Consider the following 22,023-nt stretch of genomic DNA (forward strand, 5'->3'; position numbering starts at 1 on the left):
AATGGACAGAACCGAACCAAATATAGTGATCAGGTACTGCCCCAGGTGCGGTTCACCCCATTTCCTGCCGCAAAAGGACCATTCGTTCAAATGCGGCAGTTGTGAATTCCATTTTTTTACTAACTCTGCAGCTGCTGTTGCAGCCCTTATCATCAACGAAAAAAAAGAGCTGTTACTCACTGTCCGTGGTATCGAACCGGACAAAGGGATGCTTGACCTCCCTGGAGGTTTTGTAGAACGTAATGAGAGTGCCGAAGAAGCTCTGATCAGAGAGGTTCGCGAGGAGCTCGGTCTTGAAATCGAAGACTACAGGTATTTCGTTTCCTATCCTAACGAGTATGTATTCTCCGGCTTCAAAGTCTATACTACAGATCTCGCTTTTATCTGCACAGTACGTGATTTTCAGGGCATGAAGGCCCAGGATGATATTTCCTCTTTTGTTTTCATTAAAAAGGAAGATGTAGACTATTCGAAGATCTCCGGAAAGAGTATCAGACGGATGGTTCAGGACTTTTTCAATAGCTGATATAAATTGCTCGGCTAAGCAATTTATGACGATTGTTTGCTTTTTCCCACCCAAAAAGTTTTAATTTTGAACTGTTTTTCTTGAAATATTTAGTGTTCGATACCATACCGGCTCTGAAAGCAGGGCGGGGGCAAACGTATATTTAATTTTATAAGAATATGGGACAGAAGCATCCAAGGGGTTTGTACAGCCTGTTTTTCACTGAAATGTGGGAAAGGTTTAGCTACTATGGAATGAGGGCTCTACTTATCCTGTACATGACCAGGCAAATGTTGTATGGTGATACAACAGCTTACGGAATTTATGCTGCTTATACGGCGTTGGTTTACGCCACACCGTTTATCGGAGGTATTATAGCCGACCAGATACTTGGTTACCGAAAGGCTATTTTCCTGGGGGGCGTGATGATGGCAATCGGTATGTTTGCCATGACTATCGAGAGTCAGTTCTTCTTCTTCACCGGTATGGCTTTCATAATAATCGGTAACGGTTTCTTTAAGCCAAATATCTCTTCAATGGTTGGAAAGCTGTACGAACCAGGTGACAGCAGACGTGACGGCGGATTTACAATCTTCTACATGGGTATCAACCTTGGAGCATTCTTTTCTCCACTTACCTGCGGACTTGTTGGTGAACTCTTCGGATGGCATTATGGTTTCGGTCTTGCCGGTATCGGTATGATAGCTGGTTTGATCAACTTCTCACTTTCTAAAAAGAATTTTGCTGACGATAACGGAACTCCTCCAAATCCTGCACTGCTTACCAAGAGTGTCTTTCTGGGCCTTAGTAGGGAAATGTTTATTTACATAGGTACTTTCGTTGCTGTGCCGCTTATTGGTATCCTGCTATGGAATTTCAACCTGCTTGACCACTTCCTGCCTCCCTTTGTGGGACTGGTATTCCTGGCATTACTTATTATGTCTATCAGGATGACCAAGATCGAAAGGGAACGTATGTGGGTTATCATAGTACTTGCATTTTTCTCAATCACTTTCTGGGCATTCTTCGAACAAGCAGGTAGTTCAATCACACTGTTTACCGACTATAATGTAAACCGTCAGTTGTTTGGTTTCACACTGCCTACTTCGATATTCCAGTCTGTCAACCCATTGTTTATCATCCTGCTTGCTCCTATATTTTCAACTCTGTGGATAGCACTGTCTCGCCGCAACAGGGAGCCCAATACTCCTGTTAAGTTTGCTATGGGTCTGGTACTCCTCGGTCTTGGTTTCGGTGCATTCGTGTTGGGAGCTTCACTTGCCGGTGACAATGGTATGGTATCTATGATCTTCCTGATACTGGGTTACATGCTTCACACTTCTGGTGAACTTTGCTTGTCTCCTGTAGGACTGTCAATGGTTACTCGTCTTGCTCCTGCCAAACTGGTAAGTATGATTATGGGTGCCTGGTTCCTTTCAATAGCCATGGCTCAATTCCTTGGTGGTACTATAGCTAAGTTTACCTCTACTGAGAGGTTTATGGAAACAGGTCTGCAGTACGAGGCTAAAGCCAAATTTCTTGGAAATGACACGTTTCTGATCAGGACCTATGTGGTTAATGAAAGTGACACTCTTTACTCAGAACCACTTGCTGTTACCTTTGAGGTTGCCAAGGGTGTTGGTGAGGTAAAGGTGACAAATGATACTATCTTCAGGGTGTACCGGGCACTGAAGCCTGGTGCGGAAGTCAGGACAGGTCTGAGGACTCCGCTACTTGACCCAACAGGCGACCTTGTTACTTTTGATATCAATGGTCAGGCTAAGTACGGAAGCTATACATTTGAAAACGATGAGTTCGTTTACAATGCATACGAACTGCCTGATTCAGTATTGCAAGCCGGTGTGGTTGATACAATCAGCTTCAGAGCATTTGAAACTGAAAAGCAGGAAAGGGTTACCTATGGTGAAATGATTATCACTATTTCAAACGAGGAAGTGTTTGCGCCAGTGGCTATCAATACTGCCTTGAATGTGAAGGTTCCTGCTTCTACTGCAATCAAGAAATCAGTCAGTACTATCAATGTGCTTGAAAACTTCTATGTAGCTGATGGACGTGAGTTGCAACTTGAAATGGTTAGCGAACCGGAAGGCGGTTATGCCAATTTTGGTAATGTGATGAATCCTTTTGTGGGACCTACCAAGACCATCCATATTTACAGCAATGTATTCTTCTATCTGTTTATCATTGCTTTGGCAACTGGTGTGGTAGTGTTTGCACTGTCTCCGCTGCTAAACAAATGGCAGCACAGTGACAAGGAAGGACAAAGCGAATAAGTACTGTATATAATCTAAGTTAAGGGGCTGTCTGGTAAAACGGGCAGCCTCTTTTTATTTATAGGCCTGAATGTAGTTGTTGTTATACTGATCTCTCGAACTGTGATATGCTTTATTCTAGTGACGCATCCTTTCCTAAAATTACGTAGGGGATTGCCCGCTTCCTGAATTTACGGCGCAGAAATATCCTCTTATTCCTATTTGCAGACACCTGCCGCCATTTTCTGCGTGTTTCAATGCTTGATTATCCTTAAATTTGCTTGCATAATACGTGTTCAATCCGTTTATTTATATCAGAAAAACGACTTCAATGAAGATATTCCCTGTAAAGGCCATAGCTGAGATAGATTCCTATACCGTCGAGCATGAGCCCATTCTGTCGGTCAATCTGATGGAACGTGCGGCCCGCAGGCTCTTTGATACCATCAAGGAGAGATATGAAGGGCGGAGGTTTATTGTTCTGGCAGGTCCCGGCAATAATGGGGGTGACGCTATTGCAACTGGTCGCATGTTGATACTTGCGGGCTACGAGGTCGATATTGTTCTGCCCAAATCGGAAGGGCTGTCACCTGATACACAAACCAACAGGGATCGTTTGCAGCATCTGAGACAGGCCAGAGTTATCGAACTCGACAAAGGTGGTCTTCTGCCTGAACCGGATCCTTCCTGTGTTGTGCTTGACGGTCTTTTCGGCAGCGGGCTTAACAGGCCGCTATCCGGAGTATTCCTTGAGCTGGTCAGGATAGTCAATTCATGGAATGCTGAGGTTATTGCAATCGACATTCCATCCGGACTTATGGGAGAGTCAAATGCAGGCAACAACCCCGAAGGAATTATCAGAGCTACACGTACCTATACTTTTCAGTTTCCCAAGCTAAGTTTCCTCTTCCCCGAGAACGAGCAATTCGTTGGTGAATGGGAAATACTACCCATTGGTTTGCACCAAAAGAAAATGGCAGAGATGCAGACGCACTGGTATCTTACCGAAAAGGAGGAGGTCAAGGCTATTCTACCAAGGAGACCTAAATTTGCCCACAAGGGCAACTTCGGCCATGACCTTCTTATTGCCGGAAGCTTTGGTCGTATGGGTGCCGCTGTGCTTGCCGCCAGAGCTTGTTTGAAGACAGGGGCGGGACTGCTTACTGTGCAGTTACCCAACAAGACCTGCCATGTGATGCATTGCTCCGTACCAGAAGCTATGGTTAGCATCGACCGTTCAGATATCATGTTTACCGAGTTTCCACCGCTCGATCCTTTCAAGGCAGTAGGAGTTGGACCTGCCATAGGCTGCAAGCCCAATTGCGTAAGAGCTTTTTCCGACCTGCTAGACAATATAGGAGAGCGTTCACTCGTTGTAGACGCAGATGCCATCACTATATTGGCTTCGGAACAGTCTTTGCTGTCAAAGCTTCCGAAGAACACAGTGCTGACCCCACATCCGGGTGAGTTTAGGCGTCTGGTTGGTGACTGGAACGATGACTTCCACAGACTAGAAAAAGCTGTCGAATTCAGTGCCACCCACAAGGTCGTGCTGGTTCTCAAAGGGGCTTATACAGCCGTGATATCACCCGATGGTAGTTGTTATTTCAACCCGACTGGCAATCCGGGAATGGCTACTGCAGGTAGTGGGGATGTGTTGACAGGTATCATCCTGTCACTGCTTGGTCAGGGTATTGCAGCTCTCGATGCTGCCAGAGCAGGAGCGTATATTCATGGACTTGCCGGGGATATGGCAATGGAAGAAGAGGGTGAAGCAGCTTTGACAGCATCTGATATTATCAGGTATTTAGGGAAAGCTATAAGTAGTATTCAGAAATAGATAAACGATGAGAATGAAGATAAAACCTATTCTTTTCTCTTTAGGTCTGGCAGCTCTGGCTGCCTGTACATCAGGACGACCCCTGAGTCAGGGCACTGCACAGCCCGTAGGTAGTGAAGAACCCAATGCTCACGGTTTGTATTATTATTTGCCAACTACCTCATTGCAGATTGAGATAACAGCTGAAAAGCGTATTCGTAAAGCCGGTCCGTTTTACAGGTTCTCTCAACGTTACCTCAATATCACTGACGTAATAACTGAGGACTCTGAAGAATGGTCGCTTGTGGATGCTAAGGTGAGGACTGTCGGACAACCCGATAAGAGCCGCCTTTTTAAAGTAAACACTGTTGGCTTCCCTTCTATGGCGGCTTTGACGCTTAGCAAAGAGGGTGTCCTACTGGGGCTTAACCTGCCTCCGCACAGGCAATTTTCTCGTGATGCTGAACATCCCTTTGGATTTGAGCCATCAATGGGTTGGGGACATCCACGTGGTGACGGAAAAGCTACTAAGGAAGCACTAACACTTGCTGAGGTAAATTTCAATGATGTGCCGATGAGTGAGGAACAGCTTATCAAGAGCAGCACTACCGCCATGGCTGAGGAAGTTGCCAAGGAGATATACCGTCTCAGGGAGATAAGAACCGAGATAATCAGCGGGGAGCTTCAGGTATCAGGTGATGTTAAGGTATTGCTTGAGGAGATGGACAGACTTGAGAAGGCTTACCTATCACTTTTTGTCGGTAAGGAAATCAGGGAACGTGTAACAAGGGTAATCGATTACTACCCCGGCCCTGAGAGGTCGATAAACACTGTGTTAATACGCTTTTCCGACAAGAAGGGCTTCCTCGACAAAATGGACGTAAGTGGTACTCCCGTTTATCTTGAGGTAGAGGTGCTGGATGGCAACAATACCGATTATGTGGCCTTGGAAACTCCAAAAAGTGAGAATACAAGGGGACTTACCTATATCAATCCTGCAAAGGCCAGAGTCAGGGTGATTGACAGGACTGTGCAAATGCTATCAGAGGAAGTATTCCTGGCTCAGTATGGACAACTACTCAGATTTCCTGCCGACCTGACAGATGGCCCCGGAGTAGGAGTGGAACTGGATCCTGCTACAGGTGCGCTTAGGAGAATATTCAACAAATAAGCTGCTTACAAATATAGAGAAGCCCGGCTCTGACCGGGCTTTTGGGCTATTGCCCTGACCAAATTCAAGTCTGCAAGGTGAGAAAATCGTTTAACCACATAAAGGTAATCCTGGGATATGTCTGGAGTAGTTCTCCTGTCTGGAGTATGGCCAACGGAGCCCTTATTGTGGTACGTGGTATTCTTCCGCTGATGCTTCTCTATCTTGTCAAATTGCTTGTTGACGAGATCCAGTTTGTTGCAGACCTACCTGTGGCGGAGCGCGATTTTGACAGGATTATTCCGGTTTTGATCTTTGCCGGGGTGGTTTTCCTGATCAATGCCCTTTCAGCTTCTGCCAGTTTGCTTGTTAGAGAGAAACAGTCCTATGTTATTTCCGACTTCTTTGACAAGCTGATTCACAACAAGATTTCAGGTCTTGACTACGGATACTTTGAGCATCCCGATTACCAAAGTCTTTTCTACAGAGCCCTGAATGAAGCTTCATTCAGACCTTCCCGCATCTTTTACGGGGTAATGGGATTGATACAAAACCTGATTACCCTGACCCTGATGGCTGGTATCCTTACTCAGGTTCACTGGGCTGTTCTTGTGATACTGCTGCTTATCACTGCACCTGTAGCCCTGATAAGGCTGCGTCATTCCAGGAAGTTGTTTATTTACAAGCGGGATAACACGAGGCTGGAGCGAACTGTCAACTATTACAACCGCCTAATTACAGCACCAGATTATGCAAAAGAGGTAAGGGCCTTTGATTTGGGCTCGCTTTTCAGAGAAAGGTATCTCAAATTAAAGGATCAGTGGAGACAAAGTCGTTTTGCGCTGTTGTTAGCCCAGACCAGACGTGAGAGTCTGGTGCAGGTACTGGCTGCCATAGCCTTCTTTGCAGTGTATGGAATGATAGCCTATAGAGCCTTTGAAGGTGAGATAACCATTGGTGAGGTTGTACTCTACTTTATGGCTTTGCAGCGTGGTTATTCCTACCTGCAGGAGCTGCTTGGCAGGGTGGCCGGACTGTACGAAGATTCTTTGTTTCTCGACAACCTGTTTGAGTTTCTCAAACTCGACGAGGGGAGAAAGACTGTTGCCACGACTACGATGAAGAGCTTTCCTGCGCCTATCAGGAAGGGTATTGAATTTCGAGATGTAAGTTTTCACTACCCTTCAAATAATAAGTGGATCCTGCGTAACCTCAATCTGACGATTGGGGCAGGAGAGACCGTTGCCCTGGTGGGGGCCAACGGTGCGGGAAAATCGACGCTTATCAAACTGCTCAACTGCCTCTACAAGCCAGTAGAAGGTGATATTACCATTGATGGTGTGTCACTTTACGATATTGACCCGAAGGATAGGGTAGCCAATGTCAGTGTTATTTTTCAGGACTTTATCCTTTACAACGTCACTGCACGGGAGAATATCTGGTTTGGTAAGGCCGGCCAGCCTGAAGATGAAGCACTAATCAGGAAGGCAGCCGCAGATTCAGGTATCGACAAGGTTATTGAAGGTTTTGAGAAGGGTTATGACACAACCCTTGGCGTACTGTTTGAAGGCAGCCGTCAGATGAGTCCCGGACAGTGGCAAAGTTTAGCACTTGCCCGCTCGTTCTACAACAACGGACAGATTATACTGCTCGACGAACCTACAAGTTCGCTGGATGCCTTTATGGAGGCCAGGCTGCTTAAGTATATCCGCACGATAACCAGGGGCAGGACATCGGTAATAGTAAGTCACCGACTTTCTACTATCAGGATGGCCGACAGAATCATTGTGCTGAAGGATGACAATACAGTTGAGACCGGCACCTATGATGAGCTTGTCGCCAATCCCAACAGCCACTTCAGCAATATGCTTCAGACACTCAGCGATGCAATCAGATAACCATGAAAACACAATTTATCCTAATATAAGATTCCTGTTCGTAGATTCGTTTATGGTGATGTTGGTTACAAAAGTGTAACTGTCAAGTCTTTACGCTAGCTTGCATTTAACGTCCTATAAAATACTGGAGTCCGGTATAAAGGCCGGCTGAATAGGGTTTAAACTTTATGGGATACCCTTCGTTGATGCTGTTGAGAAAATAGTTGATGCGTGGTTCAACCCTCAGTGACAGCGGTCCAACTATTGGCACAGTAACAGCTATCCCTGCATGAGTGCTAAAGTTCATCGTTGACAAGCCCTCAGTTTCCCCAATCTTTTGCCTGCTGCCATCTTCTTTCAAATAAGCTCCATTGTCTATCAATACATTCGTACTAACTCCTGCAGACAGCGAAAGTCTGGTGCTGTTACTGTTGATTACGTAGTATCTTAAGGTCAAAGGAATCTCAATGTAGTCAATGTATTGACTGAATCCTGTGGCCCCGGATTCACTATTGCTTTCAGTGTTATATGCAAGCAGCAGAGACTGAGTCTTGGCAGAAGACTGTATATCTGATGGTATTACCTCAGCAGAGGCCTGATTTTGCCTGATCAGTCCCATAGAATTGTCAAGGGAAATTGTCTTTACGTTTGCATAGCCATTATTCTGATATGACATTCCATAGACCATGCGATCATCAACTCTGGAGCTAACCTCCTGACCCATTCTGGCATACAGTACGCCTGACTCAATACCCCAGTTTTTGCCAAGTCCTACATTCACATTGAAACCTCCACCTGTACTGATTAGTCCCTTTTCAGAATAAGAAGAACTACTAGATGCTGCAGCCATCATACTACTTCCCGATGTTTGCCGGTAACTGTAAATAGGGGATACCGCTCCGCCAATCTCTACACGACGACGTTGCTCAGCCTTTCTGTGTTCTTCATATATATCTAAGATTCCGGTTTCCACCCTGGCCCACTCCTTAATATCTTCAGCCTTCCTATTGCTTAGTTTGCTTTGCTCAACCTTTCTGGTTTCCAACAAAGGGTAGCTTTGGTTATAGCTTATCCTTTCGGCTGAGCTACGGTCGTTAGCTAAGTCCAAAGCGGGACTTACCTTGGTTGTAAAAATCCTGCTTTCGGGTTGATTTGATGTTGTTGCCGATTCATTGGAACCTAAAGCAGCCTTAGTTGAACTACCTGCAGAAAGGGTATTCTTTGATGCAAGTTTTTCAGAGCCAGCGGTTTTGTTTTCCCCGGGGTTGAAAACGGGACTATCTCCTGTGGTATGTCCGGAAACATTAACACCTTTACTTGATGTGATACTGAATTCTGATGTGCTTAATGCATCATCAGCCAACTGAACTCCTGTCTCTTGTTCTATAATGCTGAAAAAACCAATTCCAATGGTCATGATTCCAACGAAAACAGCAGCAATTGCAGCAAATGATTTGCTGTTAAAAGGAAGTATTAATCCCTTTTTCTTTTGTTTTGCATCAAGTGAAGCCTCGATGCGGTCCCAAACACTGGCGGATGGAAGCACGTCCTGATTGTCAGCCCATTCTTTGTATTGCTCTTCCAATTTGTTCAAATCTGCCATAGTGCTCTTTCTTTTTCAGCTTTTTTTTTATCAATCCGTTTCTGAAGCCATTGACGTGCTCTTGCCAGGTTGGATTTGCTTGTTCCCACCGAGATATTAAGCGACTTTGCAATGTCTTCATGAGAAAATTGCTCAAGCACATAGAGTTTAAAGACCAGCTTGTACCTATCGGGCAACTGTTCGATAAGTGCGTGTAGTTCACTCATACTGACTTCTATGCCGTCATCTTCTTCCGTGTCATCATAGCGTTCCGCAAGGTTGATATCAGAGTCGTCCACAAAGCTGTATTTGGAATTTTTGCGGTAGCTCTCTAGGATATTGTTGACCATTACCCTGCGTAGCCAACCTTCAATGGAGCCTTTGCTTTCAAATTGGCCTATCTTGTCGAAGATCTTCAGAAAGCCCTCATGCAGAAAGTCCTCAGCCTCCATTCTGTTTTTGGTATAGCGCATGCAAACAGCCAACAGGCTCCTGGCATACATCTCATAAAGACGTCGCTGCGAATCCCGCTGCCCCTCCTTACACCCTTGTATTATTTCTTCAATATTACTCACAGAATGATTTGGATGCATTTTGTGCTTACAGCAATTTACGATAAAGATGCTGTTATGATGACAGGGTTGCGTAGATGGTGATAAATTAAAAGCGCTTTACCGCTCTGTCCATTTCTCGGTTTGTATCCTTCTCCTTGAGTGAATCACGTTTGTCATGCAACTTCTTACCCTTGGCAAGGGCTATTTCAAGTTTTGCATAACCTCTCTCATTTATAAAGAGACGCAGCGGAATTATGGTAAGTCCGCTTTCTTTGGTCTTACGTTCAAGTTTGATTAATTCCTTCTTCTGAAGGAGCAGCTTGCGTTCCCTTGCAGGTTGGTGATTATTGTAAGTGCCATAAAAATACTCAGCAATATTCATTCCTTTGACCCACAATTCACCTTTAATAAAGAAACAAAACGAATCTACAAGACTTGCCTTTCCAGCACGGATCGACTTGATCTCAGTACCAGCCAGTTGGATTCCGGCATAGAATTTCTCCAGAATCTCAAAATCAAAGTATGCCCTGCGATTCTTTATATTTATGTTATTTGCAGTCATTTATCCAATCAGTTTATTCAGGACTACCTGAATTATTATGGGAGCAGCGTGAATGATTATCGCTACTGCCAAAGTTATGAGAATCTTTTGTGATTTCTCCGGCTTTTTATCTACTTCAAAGTACTTCCAGACTATATACAGGCTGTAGATTCCAAATAGCTTCAGTATTAATAGTTCTGATGCCAGCAGTGTAACAAAGGTAACAAGATACCAATAACCTGAGGAATAGGCGACAAAACTAAAGGTTTTGTCGTTTTCACTTTCAATACCAAATTTTGGAAGCAAATTGCGCAGTATATAATACGCCAGGTACAGACCTCCAAATAAAGAAGTGAATACAATAAGGGCCTTCTTTACTGCAATACCTATTTCAAACCCCTGGTAATTGAATAGATGATCCAGGAATGCTGTCAGGGTCACTATAGCCAGTAGGGGCAAGGTAAACTCCGACAGAACATCATTAAGGTTCTTGTTTTCGGATACTATTTTTTTCCATTCCGATGCAGGCTTAATTATCAGATTGAACAGCCTGTTGAATAAGTTCTTGTATAAATCCTTTGTTGAAATATTGTTCAGTTCAGACATCTTTCCGGTTTTAACTGCAAAAGTATAAAAATCCCGAACCAAGCCGGATTAATTCTTATTTTTGGTCTGGAAAAATACAAACTTTCAATGAGCGAATCAAAATATAATCTGGTAGTTATACTCGGACCAACTGCATCAGGAAAGACTTCTCTTGCTGCAAATCTTGCTAGAAAGATAGATGGTGAGGTGATAAGCGGGGATTCCAGACAGATTTATCGCAGGATGGACCTTGGAACCGGAAAGGACTACGACGATTATGTGGTTGACGGAGTGGCCGTACCCTATCATCTAATAGATATCCGTGAACCGGGTTATAAGTACAATGTGTATGAGTATCAGAATGACTTCTTTAAGGCCTTTGAAGAGGTTCAATCAAGAGGTAATTGGCCAATATTATGTGGTGGTACGGGTATGTATATTGAGGCTGTTCTTCAGAGATTTAAACTGATACATGTGCCATCCAACCCTGAGTTGAGGAAGTCGCTTGAAAATAAGTCCCTTAAGGAACTTGAGGAGATTCTTGCCTCATTCAGAATTCTGCACAATTCTACTGATACTGATACCAAGAAGCGCGCCATCAGAGCTATTGAGATAGAGACGTACTATTGTACACATCCTGAAATCGAGGTGGAACTACCTGAGGTTAATCCTCTGATTATCGGAGTTAGTATAGACAGGGATGAACGCCGCAGAAAGATAACTGCCAGACTTAAACAACGCCTTGAATCCGGCTTGATCGAAGAGGTAAAGAAACTGCTGGATGAGGGGATTTCTGCTGATGACCTTATTTATTATGGTCTTGAGTATAAGTTTGTTACCCAATATATCCAGGGACAACTGACATACGAGGAGATGTTTGAACAACTCAATATTGCCATTCACCAGTTTGCCAAGCGCCAGATGACCTGGTTTAGAGGTATGGAGCGCAGGGGCTTTTCCATTGAGTGGATAGATGTTGCAATCCCTCTTAGTGAACGAGTAAGCAGGATCAGTCAACTTCTTGAATCTTCTATTTAGGAGCGTAATTGTATAAAACGAATATATGAACCAATTGTTATTATGTTCAAATATTGTTTGAATTATGCAAAGTAAGAATATTGTATGTGTTATGTAAAATAGAATTACTGTTTGATACTATATTTGAAAGCCTTCCATATGCAATCGAGTATGTAGAAGGCTTTTTTGTTGGTTTTTAATAGAAAATTAACTTATCATAATGCTTGAAGAATGAGCCAATTACGTTAAATAGCATCTGTTATTTTAGAGTTAATCAACAATATTTTATTGAATTTATGTGTATTCTTTTCGAACTTTAGAGTACCTGGTGCGTATATATGTTTGTATGTAGATATGTGAGCGGGATAATTTTTCTCTTAACTTCTTGGCCGTGAAATTACTTTTGAATGATCTCTTTTTGATGGATGAGCCTGAGAGCTACATCGAACGGATTCAACGTCTCGCCTCCCAAAACCGTGAGTTGAAGGAGCAGTTGGATGAGATGGTGAAACGTTTCAATAATCTGGATGAGGTAAATCAGCATTTTCAGAGTTCACTGGTCAAGTATTCTTCAGAAGATGAGGCGAATGCGAAGGATAAGCGCAGGGCTTCAAGAAGAATCAAAACTGTCTCAATTCTTTTCGTTTCTATAAATGGTTTCGATCAGTTATACAAGATGGAGGATCAGGTTTATCTGGTCGACCAGCTTGATGAATTGATAATGGATCTTGAAGATATTGCATTTGAATACAATGTTGTAAGGCTTAAGTCTTATGGTGACAATATGATTTTCGCTGCCGGTCTGCAGGGTGAGAATCGTACCAACCCTATTGATATGATCAGGGTTGCAATTGAAATGCAAGCCGCTGCAGCTGCAAAGAAGACCCCGGATGGAAGACAGTTTTGGAATCTTAAAATTGGTATTCATACCGGACCCGTCGTTGCCACTCCGGGCAACAACAATAGCACTGATTACAACTTCTCCGGTGATAGTATAAATTTTGCCTGTAGAGTGGGAGAGGCAGCACCTCTTAACTCAATTATAGTGACAGGTATGACTTCTGAGTTGATAAAGGAGTTTTTTAAGATCAGGGAACTGGGAAGCCTTCCGGTCAAGTATAAGGGAAGTCTTAATATTTACGGTGTTGACGGGCTGCTACCAGAGTTGATGGATTTGTCTTCATCATTGCTACCCAACCATAATTTCAGGGTTAAATATCTTACACTTAAGTTTATGGATATTCAGGAGGAACTCCTGGATTACCTTGAGCAGAAACTACCAAGAAATCTTTACTACCATAATATTAAGCATACTATTGACGTCACAACTGAGGTTGAACTAATAGGTTGGGCTGAAGGTGTGTCGGATGAAGAAATCCTGCTGCTAAAGCTTGCTGCATTGTTTCATGATGCCGGTCATACAATAAGTTACAAGGATCACGAGTACTACAGTACCGTAATGGCACGTGAGAAGCTTGCTGCTTATGATTTCACACAGGAACAGATTGATACAGTGTGCAGGTTGATAATGGCTACCAAAATGCCACCCAACCCACAGGATATTCTTGAACAGATCATGTGCGACTCAGACCTTGACTATCTTGGCAGAACTGACTTTATTCCTGTGTCCAACAGCCTTTACATGGAGTTGCAGGAGAGAAATATGATTGGAACATGGCAGGAATGGAATGAATTGCAACTTAGATTTATCACCAACCACCAGTATTATACAAATACTGCTATCCAACTGAGAGAGGTTAACAAGCAACAGCAAATAGAAAGACTTGAGCAGTTGATAAAGGAGTCGGTTCCTCAGTTTTAACTGTAAACCAAAGACATTAAAAAAGGACAAGCCTGGAAATCCAGTGCTTGTCCTTTTTGATTTTAGTAGCTGCTGGAGTTGACCAGCTTAAGTCTATCCTTCTGAAGAAATGGCTTATTGTTTGAAATAAAGATTAATAACCAAAATCTCTGGTCTGTTGCCCGTCCTTACAGGAGGGCCCCAGGTTCCAAATCCCGTACTTACATAGTAATGTGTATTCCCCTTTTGCAGGTATCCTCTGCTAAGTTCGAATATCCTATCTGTCACATACCCCAAAGGCCAAAGCTGTCCGTAATGAGTATGTCCTGACAATTGCAGGTCAATTCCTGCTATTTCAGCCTCATGTAGGTTTTGCGGCTGATGATCCAGCAAAATCAATGGTCTGGACTTGTCTGCATCACTCAATAATTCATCAAGACTCTTTCTTGCCTGACCCGAAGCAAAGCGCTTGTGTAAGTCCTCCCTTCCCACTACGTAGAAACTGTTGTTGATAAGCAGGGCAGTATCTCTCAGAACCTTAATTCCGTGTCCCTCCAGGTAGGCAATAGGTTTTTCACCTCCACCTATGTACTCGTGATTCCCTGTACATGCATAGACACCATAGGGGGCATGCAGTTGTAGCAAACTTGCTCCAAGGTTCTGCTTGATTACCGGACCCACATCTTCATCCACTATGTCACCTGCAAAGAGGATTATATCGGGATTCAGACTATTTACTGTATTTACAAGTTTCTCAGTTCTCCGCTTTCCTATAATGGTTCCCATATGTATGTCACTGGCAGCAACAATCCTTAGGTACTCCATCTGTCCTGCCTGTTTAGGAATAACCAGATCAAGCCTTACAATCTTTGGGGTCCAGGCATTGATATGTCCCAGTCCCACGGTAAATATTGTAATCATCGAGACAATACCAAAGACGGCTAGTTTCAAAGCCGGTATATTACCACCTGATAGTTTCCCAACAAAGGGCACAAAGAGGTTTACTATTCTTGCCAGATCCACAAATAGTAATAGCAGCGTAGCATAGAGCATTACGGCAAACCAGAAGGCACCAAACCAGTGCAAGGAAATTGGTATGGGGTGATACCAAAACTTCTCAAGGATTCGTCCTGCTGGATATGCAAGGAATGCGATTACAATCAAAAAGACAAACCACGGACGCAGGGCCGGATAAAATTCCAGAGCCTGCCAGCCACGTATTCCGATGTAGAAATTTACAAGGGCATGAACCGATAAAACTATAATGAAAAACAATGGCATCTTAATGTAATTTAAAGTCAGGTTTATATAACCAAAACCTGGTGATAATTGTTTCGGGTTAGAAAGATACTAATTAAGTGCAAAATGGGAGTCCCCAGTGGGGCACTCCCATTTTACTAATTCCATTTACGGCCAATTCTGAGATCGTGAAAGCTTAATCATGTGTTTTTAATGATTCCGGCCAATGCAGCAAACCTTACTCTTTATTGTGCAAAGAGCGGGAAGTTCTTCATCATGGCGTTAACCTCGTGGTGGACTTCAGAGATAACCTTTTCGTCATCGGGGTTGGACAGAACGCGGTCGATAAAATCAACTATCGGTGCGATATGCTCTTCCTTAAGTCCACGTGTTGTAATGGCCGGGGTACCCAGACGGATTCCTGATGTTTGGAAAGGAGATCTGTCGTCGAATGGCACCATGTTCTTGTTGGCTGTGATGTCAGCAGCTACGAGGCTGTTTTCTGCCTTTTTACCAGTCAGGTCAGGGAACTTAGTACGGAGGTCAACCAGCATGCTGTGGTTGTCAGTTCCGCCTGAAATAATCTTGTATCCCTTTTCGGTAAGGAGTCTTGCCATTTCTGCGGCATTCCTTTGCACCTGTTTTTGATAAGCCTTGTACTCGGGTTGCAGTGCTTCGTAGAAAGAAACTGCCTTGGCTGCAATTACGTGTTCCAGTGGACCACCCTGAATTCCTGGGAATACGGCTGAGTCAAGCAATGATGACATCTTCCTGATTTCACCCTTCTTGGTAGTCTTGCCAAATGGATTGTCGAAGTCCTTACCCATAAGGATAATACCACCACGGGGACCTCTTAGGGTCTTGTGAGTGGTAGAGGTAACTATATGAGCGTATTTAACAGGATTCTTAAGCAAACCGGCAGCTATAAGACCGGCAGGGTGAGCCATGTCAATCATAAGAAGAGCACCTACCTTGTCGGCAATTGCACGCATACGTTCGTAATCCCAATCACGTGAATATGCAGAAGCACCGCCGATAATCAGTTTGGGTTTATGCTTGATTGCCAGTTCTTCCATCATATCGTAGTCAACCAGACCTGTATCTTCTTTTACACCATATGCAACTGGATTGTATAGCAAACCTGAGCTGTTAACCGGTGAACCGTGAGAAAGGTGTCCTCCATGAGCCAGGTCAAGACCCAAAAATGTGTCACCAGGATTCAGAACGGTCATCAGAACGGCCATATTAGCTTGAGCACCACTATGTGGTTGGACATTAGCCCACTCTGCATCAAACAATTCCTTCAGTCTTTCTATAGCAAGGCTTTCGCTTTGGTCAACGACCTGACAGCCCCCATAGTATCTGGCACCCGGAAGACCCTCGGCATATTTGTTGGTTAGCACTGAGCCCATAGCCTCAAGGACCTGTGGACTTACAAAGTTTTCCGATGCAATTAGTTCGATACCATTCATCTGACGCTGACGTTCCTTGTCAATCAGCTCAAAGATTTTTTCGTCTCTCTTCATGTCTTGATTTTAAATTGGTTGGGTCGTCGCTTCACCGAGGCTGAAGCGGGTGACAACTATGTCCAAAATTACACTACTCTTCCGAAAAGTGTATAAGTACTTTCCTATAAACTGAAAATATTTTCGACTTGGATACAAATCCAAGGTATTTACCATCTCTGACAACCGGCAGGTTCCATGCACCCGTGTCATCGAATTTCTTCATAACACTCTCCATTGGTTCGTCCTCTTCGATAAAGGCAGGTGGGAATGTCATCAGGCGCTTGACCTTGGTTGTAGTATATAGCTCATTGTTAAACATTATCTCCCTGATATCATCAAGTACAACCACACCAAGCAATTTCTGGTTTCTGTCTATTACAGGGAACAGGTTTCTCTTGGATTTCGCAATCACGTTTACAAGTTCACCAAGCGTCTGTTCCGGATAGATACACATAAAGTCAGTCTCAACTACCTTGTTGAGACGCATCAGTGTCAATACTGCCTTGTCCTTATGATGGGTAATCAGTTCGCCTCTCCGTGCAAGACGTTTTGTATAGATTGTGTGTGGCTCAAAATACTTGTGTGTAAGAAAGGATAGAGCAGACACCAGAATCAATGGAATAAACAGTGCATAGCCATTAGTTATCTCTGCAATAAGGAAGATTGCAGTCAGTGGTGCGTGCATAACCCCTGCCATCAGTGCAGCCATTCCAACAAGGGTAAAGTGTGCGACAGGCACATTAATGTTTAGCAGGTTGAGCAGCAATGCAAGCGAGTAACCTGTTACCGCACCGATAAACAAACTGGGTGCAAAGATACCCCCCACACCACCTCCGGCATTTGTAAAGGTCGAGGCCACGACCTTAAAGCCGATAATCATGATTAGTACCAGGAAGATAATTCCAATACTATCCTTGAATGAATAGAAGAATGAGTTTTTCAGAATGTTCTCGATACTCCCCGACAACATGGCTGTTATTGTATCATAACCTTCACCGTAGAGCGGAGGGAAGAGGAAGATCAACAAACTCAGAACCAGACCGCAGATCAGCCATTTTGTGAAGGGATTTTTGATCTTACCCATCCTTTTTTCAAGGTAAAAGGTGCCGTAAGTGACATAAAGGGAGACAAAACCTCCCAGTACTCCCAGTACAACATAATAGGGTAGGGCCCCAAGTTCAAACGGAGTATCCAGAATAAAAGTAAACTCAGCAGCCTTTCCGAGGAAAAAATAGGCAACCGATGCTGCACAAACAGCAGAAAGCAGCAAAGGAATTATCGAAGCAGCAGTAAGGTCCAGCATCAAGACCTCCAGAGTAAACATAAGGCCGGCCATGGGGGCTTTGAAAATACCTGCGATGGCACCTGCAGCTCCGCACCCGATAAGTATCGTGATGGTCTTGTAGTTCATGTGAAAGATACGGCCCAGGTTCGAACCGATGGATGCTCCAGTAAGGACTATCGGCGCCTCGGCTCCTACCGAGCCGCCGAAGCCAATGGTGAGGCTACTGCCTATTACAGAGGTGAATGAGTTATGAGGTTTGATATTACTGTCTTTTTTCGATATCGCATAAAGGATCTTGGTTACCCCGTGACTGATGTCGTCTTTTACGATATATCTGACAAAGAGCATTGTGATGAAGATTCCTGCCATTGGATAGAGCAGGTAGAGGTAGTTCCAGCTCGTAAAATCAAATCCCTCAGTAAGTAAATTGTGAATTACGTGGATTGCGTTTTTTAGAATCACTGCTGCTAGTCCGCTGCAGAGTCCCACAATCATGGCAAGTATAAGCAGGAAGCTTTGATGCGAGATGTTCTTAACTCGCCATATTACGAAGCGATTGAACTGATTCCTTATGGTTTCAATAAGCAGCATTGTCTTTCTTTGGCGATGCGAATTTAGGCCTATTTTGGGTTTTATGCAAAACTGATGTTGGTGATATTAAGCTCTTTTAAGATAAATATTGACACTGTCTGCAACCTGAATCCATATTTAACTGTTATTAGTGTTGGAATTAAGCGTTTACTGAACTAAATTGAGAGATGCTCAACTAAACCCGTATATGTCAGACAGTAAATCACTTATATTGTTGGTAGATGACAGTCGTCTGAGCATTGAGATACTCAAGGATATTCTGCTAAAGCATTATCGCCTTCTAATAGCCGAGAATGGATTGGAGGCGTTGAAGCTGGCCTGTGGAGATCCGCGGCCTGACCTGATACTGATGGATGTCGTCATGCCTGGTATAGACGGGTTTGAAACATGCAGACGGCTGAAAACTATGCCCGAGTGCTGTGATATTCCGGTGATCTTCCTGACTTCCCAAACCACCGGTGAGAACATAATACAAGGCTTTGATGCCGGGGCTGTTGATTATATTCCTAAGCCTTTTAACATACCTGAATTGCTGGTAAGAGTAAGGAATCACCTGACACTTAAGTTTGCCCGGGATCAAAACGAAAGGTTGATGGAAAAGGTTGAGACCATCAACAGCAAGTTGACTGCGGGCATCCGCTATGCCCGCAAGATACAGTCTGCAAGCCTTCCCGATGCAGCACTGATGAAGAGTCTACTGCCACCCCATTTTGTTTTCCTGCAACCAAAAGAAATTGTAAGTGGTGACTTTTATTGGGTAGGTGAGGTCGAGGACAATGTTGTTGTGGTGGTTGCCGACAGTACAGGACATGGAGTCCCTGGAGCCTTTATGAGCATGTTTGGCATGGCCCAGATTAATCAGATAGTGGCTGTGCAAAAGATATGTACACCTTCTGTTATATTAGACACGCTCAGGAAAGAGGTAATCAAGGCATTTAAGCAGACAGAAGCAAGTGAGATAAAGGATGGAATGGATATCTCGGTTATAAGCCTGAACCGGGAAAGCCGAACCATACAGTTTGCCGGCGCTTTCAACCCGCTTTACATGGTAAGGGGAGGGGTGCTGGAAGCTATACCTGCTGATTCTATGCCTATTTCTATTGGCTTGCGGTACAAGAGTTATACAAATCATGTACTTGAGTATCAGACTGGTGACTGTTTTTACATGGCATCAGACGGTTATGCCAGTCAGTTTGGTGGCCCCAACGACAAGAAGATTAAGACTTCCGGACTCAAGAAGCTGATGGTGGAGTATGCTCCTCTACCTATGGATGCCCAGAAAAAGGCCTTTACTTCATTCTTTGAAAACTGGAAAGGTAATGGCGAACAAACTGACGATGTACTGCTAATGGGACTTAGAATGGAATAACAAGCAGATTCAGATTCTGCCCTTTGCTTTTCAACTTCAAGGTTGAATTTCATCAGCCTTTCCCAGATCCTTATTTCAAATTTAACGAAGCAGTTTCGTTTGTAATCAACTGCAAAGATCAGGATGAGGTTGATTATTACTGGGAAGCTCTGACTTCAAATGGAGGTGAGGAGGGACCCTGCGGTTGGTGCAAGGACAAGTATGGACTCTCCTGGCAGGTTATTCCAATAGAGTATTACGAATTGGTCAACAGTGAGGATCCTGCTGTGAGGGAAAAAGCAATGAAAACCACCATGATGCAGACTAAGATAATTTTGTCGGAGCTGAAGTAGAGCACTTGTTCAATTCATGATGGAATGAAACCTAATTTCGGGATGCTTGTCTATGTAGCTCAAACAATCTATAGGCAGCAACAAGAGTCGCATGCCCACACAAATCGACCTCAAGGGTCGGTGTAAACCAGATGTCAAGGATACAAACAGCGGCTGGATTGCCTTTAATCTTGGCGGTCGGTGAAGGCATCCACCTGATAGAGATTCAGGGTTTTCATATTTTTCTTGATAGTTTTTCTATTGCTTCTATTTATTAGTCGGTTACGCAGCCCAATGATGCAGAGCTTACTGAACGTCGGAATTTCTTTAATATTCCTGTAAGTTGTGGGCCTTCAATTCGCTTCCAGAGTTTTCGACGCGCCTCCAGTTCCTCATCACTAAGTTTTACATTAATACTATTACTCGTAATATCAATACTTATTATATCTCCATTTTTAATCAGGCCAATTGGTCCCCCCTCATATGCTTCAGGTGTTATGTGTCCCACCACAAAACCGTGTGATCCTCCAGAAAAGCGACCGTCGGTTATTAGCGCAACTTCCTTACCTAACCCTGCGCCCATTACTGCACCAGTGGGCTTAAGCATTTCCGGCATCCCTGGTCCGCCTTTGGGGCCGCTATTACGAATCACGATGACTTCTCCCGGTTTTACCTCATTCTTAATTCCTTCAATAGCTTCAACTTCATTTTCGAAAACGCGGGCCGGGCCTTCAAAGCTTTCACCCTCTTTACCGGTAATTTTTGCAACGGCACCTTCTGGTGCCAGGTTGCCATAGAGAATTTGAAGGTGACCTGTTTTCTTGAGCGGGTTGCTCAGAGGTCGTATTATCTTTTGTCCGGATTTTAAATCTGGAACGTCCTCCAGATTTTCACCAAGAGTTTTTCCGGTAACTGTCATACAGTTGCCATCGAGTAGACCCTCTTTAAGCAAGAATTTCATAACAGCTGGGATGCCACCCACATTGTGCAGATCCTCCATGAGGTATTCCCCACTGGGCTTGAGGTCGGCCAGATAGGGCACCCTATCACTAATGGCCTGGAAATCGTCGATACCTAGCTGAACATCTACTGCCTTAGCCATGGCAATAAGGTGAATCACAGCGTTAGTTGAACCTCCAAGAGCCATTATAAGGGCAATAGCATTTTCAAATGCCTTGCGGGTCATAATATCACGTGGCTTCAGATCTTTTTCCAATAAGAGCAGCACTGTCTTAGCAATTCGTGATGCTTCATTTTGCTTTTCCGGACTTACAGCTGGGTTTGACGAAGAATAGGGAAGGCTCATACCCATACATTCAATGGCTGCTGCCATTGAATTGGCGGTGTACATACCTCCGCATGCACCGGCACCTGGAATACTGTGTTTTATGATTCCCTTGTAGTCGAAGTCTGAGATATTTCCTCGCAAACGTTCTCCATATGCCTCAAAAGCAGATACAATATTTAGGTCCTTCCCTTTCCACGAGCCTTTCATCACTGTTCCCCCATACATCATTAGCCCCGGTCGGTTCAATCGTCCCATGGCAATTAAGGCTCCGGGCATATTCTTATCGCAACCCACTATGGGTACTACAGCATCGTAGAATTGTGCTGACACAACTGTTTCAATAGAGTCGGCAATAAGTTCACGTGAGGGGAGGGAGTACATCATGCCTGTAGTTCCGTTTGTAATGCCGTCGCTAACCCCTATTGTGTGAAATATAAGGCCGTAGAGGTTATCCTGACGGTCAATTTCCTTTTTGAGGGCTGTTGCCAGGTCGTTGAGATGCATGTTACATGGGTTGCCCTGAAAGCCCGTACTTACTATGCCGATCTGGGCTTTTTTCTGGTCATTATCGTCCATGCCAATTGCATGAAGCATGGCTTGTGCAGCAGGGAGGCTGTCGTCCTGAGTAATAAGGCGGCTGTATTTATTAAGCTTATGTGACATAGTTGTTATGTGAGATTATATTTCTTATATGACAAGTAAGCTAAGCCTTTTGTTGCACATATTAA

18 protein-coding genes are annotated in these 22,023 nt (G+C 44.0%); 9 read left to right on the forward strand and 9 right to left on the reverse strand.

Going from position 1 to position 22,023, the window contains the following annotated elements:
- Position 1: 1 nt before the first annotated feature.
- The 5 genes from M9189_RS04665 (at position 2) to M9189_RS04685 (ending at position 7,645) form a co-directional block, all read left to right on the forward strand.
- Positions 2-526 (forward strand): NUDIX domain-containing protein, encoded by a 525-nt coding sequence (locus M9189_RS04665; RefSeq protein ID WP_250725009.1) that lies wholly within the window; start codon positions 2-4, stop codon positions 524-526.
- A gap of 158 nt (positions 527-684) precedes the next feature.
- Positions 685-2,799, forward strand: a complete 2,115-nt coding sequence (locus M9189_RS04670; protein WP_250725011.1) for a peptide MFS transporter — start codon at positions 685-687, stop codon at positions 2,797-2,799.
- Positions 2,800-3,109: 310 nt separating this feature from the next.
- Complete coding sequence (locus M9189_RS04675) at positions 3,110-4,618, forward strand: NAD(P)H-hydrate dehydratase (RefSeq protein WP_250725013.1); 1,509 nt, start codon at positions 3,110-3,112, stop codon at positions 4,616-4,618.
- A 7-nt stretch (positions 4,619-4,625) separates the two neighbouring features.
- Positions 4,626-5,768, forward strand: a complete 1,143-nt coding sequence (locus tag M9189_RS04680) for a DUF4831 family protein (protein WP_250725015.1) — start codon at positions 4,626-4,628, stop codon at positions 5,766-5,768.
- A gap of 77 nt (positions 5,769-5,845) precedes the next feature.
- Positions 5,846-7,645 carry an ABC transporter ATP-binding protein gene (locus M9189_RS04685; protein ID WP_250725017.1) on the forward strand — a complete coding sequence of 600 codons (1,800 nt, stop codon included), beginning with the start codon at positions 5,846-5,848 and terminating at the stop codon, positions 7,643-7,645.
- A 106-nt stretch (positions 7,646-7,751) separates the two neighbouring features.
- On the opposite strand, the gene M9189_RS04690 is transcribed toward M9189_RS04685, so the two are convergent.
- The 4 genes from M9189_RS04690 to M9189_RS04705 all read right to left on the reverse strand — a co-directional run bounded on the left by M9189_RS04690 (position 7,752) and on the right by M9189_RS04705 (position 10,907).
- Positions 7,752-9,227: an outer membrane beta-barrel protein gene (locus tag M9189_RS04690; RefSeq protein ID WP_250725019.1), complete on the reverse strand. Its 1,476-nt coding sequence runs from the start codon at positions 9,225-9,227 to the stop codon at positions 7,752-7,754.
- Positions 9,215-9,781 (reverse strand): RNA polymerase sigma factor, encoded by a 567-nt coding sequence (locus tag M9189_RS04695; RefSeq protein ID WP_250725021.1) that lies wholly within the window; start codon positions 9,779-9,781, stop codon positions 9,215-9,217. The genes M9189_RS04690 and M9189_RS04695 overlap by 13 nt, the downstream gene beginning before the upstream one ends.
- 85 nt (positions 9,782-9,866) lie before the next feature.
- Entirely contained in the window at positions 9,867-10,322 is a 456-nt protein-coding gene (gene smpB / locus M9189_RS04700) for an SsrA-binding protein (protein ID WP_250725023.1), read from the reverse strand.
- Positions 10,323-10,907, reverse strand: coding sequence for a YIP1 family protein (locus M9189_RS04705; protein WP_250725024.1), 585 nt, complete (start codon positions 10,905-10,907; stop codon positions 10,323-10,325).
- Positions 10,908-10,994: 87 nt separating this feature from the next.
- On the opposite strand from M9189_RS04705, the gene miaA reads away from it, so the two are divergent.
- Together miaA and M9189_RS04715 are read left to right on the forward strand one after the other, a co-directional pair.
- On the forward strand, positions 10,995-11,924 hold the full coding sequence (gene miaA, locus M9189_RS04710) for a tRNA (adenosine(37)-N6)-dimethylallyltransferase MiaA (RefSeq protein ID WP_250725026.1): 930 nt from the start codon (positions 10,995-10,997) through the stop codon (positions 11,922-11,924).
- A gap of 370 nt (positions 11,925-12,294) precedes the next feature.
- A complete protein-coding gene (locus tag M9189_RS04715) occupies positions 12,295-13,725 on the forward strand; it encodes an adenylate/guanylate cyclase domain-containing protein (protein ID WP_250725028.1) in 1,431 nt (476 codons plus the stop codon).
- A gap of 114 nt (positions 13,726-13,839) precedes the next feature.
- Here M9189_RS04715 and M9189_RS04720 read toward each other — a convergent pair whose 3' ends face one another.
- The 3 genes from M9189_RS04720 to M9189_RS04730 all read right to left on the reverse strand — a co-directional run bounded on the left by M9189_RS04720 (position 13,840) and on the right by M9189_RS04730 (position 18,327).
- Positions 13,840-14,985 (reverse strand): metallophosphoesterase, encoded by a 1,146-nt coding sequence (locus M9189_RS04720; protein WP_250725029.1) that lies wholly within the window; start codon positions 14,983-14,985, stop codon positions 13,840-13,842.
- Between the two features lie 203 nt (positions 14,986-15,188).
- Entirely contained in the window at positions 15,189-16,469 is a 1,281-nt protein-coding gene (gene glyA / locus M9189_RS04725; RefSeq protein ID WP_250725030.1) for a serine hydroxymethyltransferase, read from the reverse strand.
- Positions 16,470-16,542: 73 nt separating this feature from the next.
- Positions 16,543-18,327: a chloride channel protein gene (locus M9189_RS04730; protein ID WP_250725031.1), complete on the reverse strand. Its 1,785-nt coding sequence runs from the start codon at positions 18,325-18,327 to the stop codon at positions 16,543-16,545.
- 187 nt (positions 18,328-18,514) lie between these two features.
- On the opposite strand from M9189_RS04730, the gene M9189_RS04735 reads away from it, so the two are divergent.
- Together M9189_RS04735 and M9189_RS04740 are read left to right on the forward strand one after the other, a co-directional pair.
- On the forward strand, positions 18,515-19,696 hold the full coding sequence (locus M9189_RS04735) for a response regulator (protein WP_250725032.1): 1,182 nt from the start codon (positions 18,515-18,517) through the stop codon (positions 19,694-19,696).
- 23 nt (positions 19,697-19,719) lie between these two features.
- Positions 19,720-20,028 carry a VOC family protein gene (locus M9189_RS04740; RefSeq protein WP_250725033.1) on the forward strand — a complete coding sequence of 103 codons (309 nt, stop codon included), beginning with the start codon at positions 19,720-19,722 and terminating at the stop codon, positions 20,026-20,028.
- 31 nt (positions 20,029-20,059) lie between these two features.
- Here M9189_RS04740 and M9189_RS04745 read toward each other — a convergent pair whose 3' ends face one another.
- Together M9189_RS04745 and ilvD are read right to left on the reverse strand one after the other, a co-directional pair.
- Complete coding sequence (locus M9189_RS04745) at positions 20,060-20,218, reverse strand: PhzF family phenazine biosynthesis protein (protein WP_250725034.1); 159 nt, start codon at positions 20,216-20,218, stop codon at positions 20,060-20,062.
- A 63-nt stretch (positions 20,219-20,281) separates the two neighbouring features.
- On the reverse strand, positions 20,282-21,958 hold the full coding sequence (ilvD, locus tag M9189_RS04750) for a dihydroxy-acid dehydratase (protein ID WP_250725035.1): 1,677 nt from the start codon (positions 21,956-21,958) through the stop codon (positions 20,282-20,284).
- Between the last annotated feature and the right edge of the window lie 65 nt (positions 21,959-22,023).

The sequence above is a fragment of the Xiashengella succiniciproducens genome (assembly GCF_023674465.1).
Lineage (GTDB): Bacteria > Bacteroidota > Bacteroidia > Bacteroidales > Marinilabiliaceae > Geofilum > Geofilum succiniciproducens.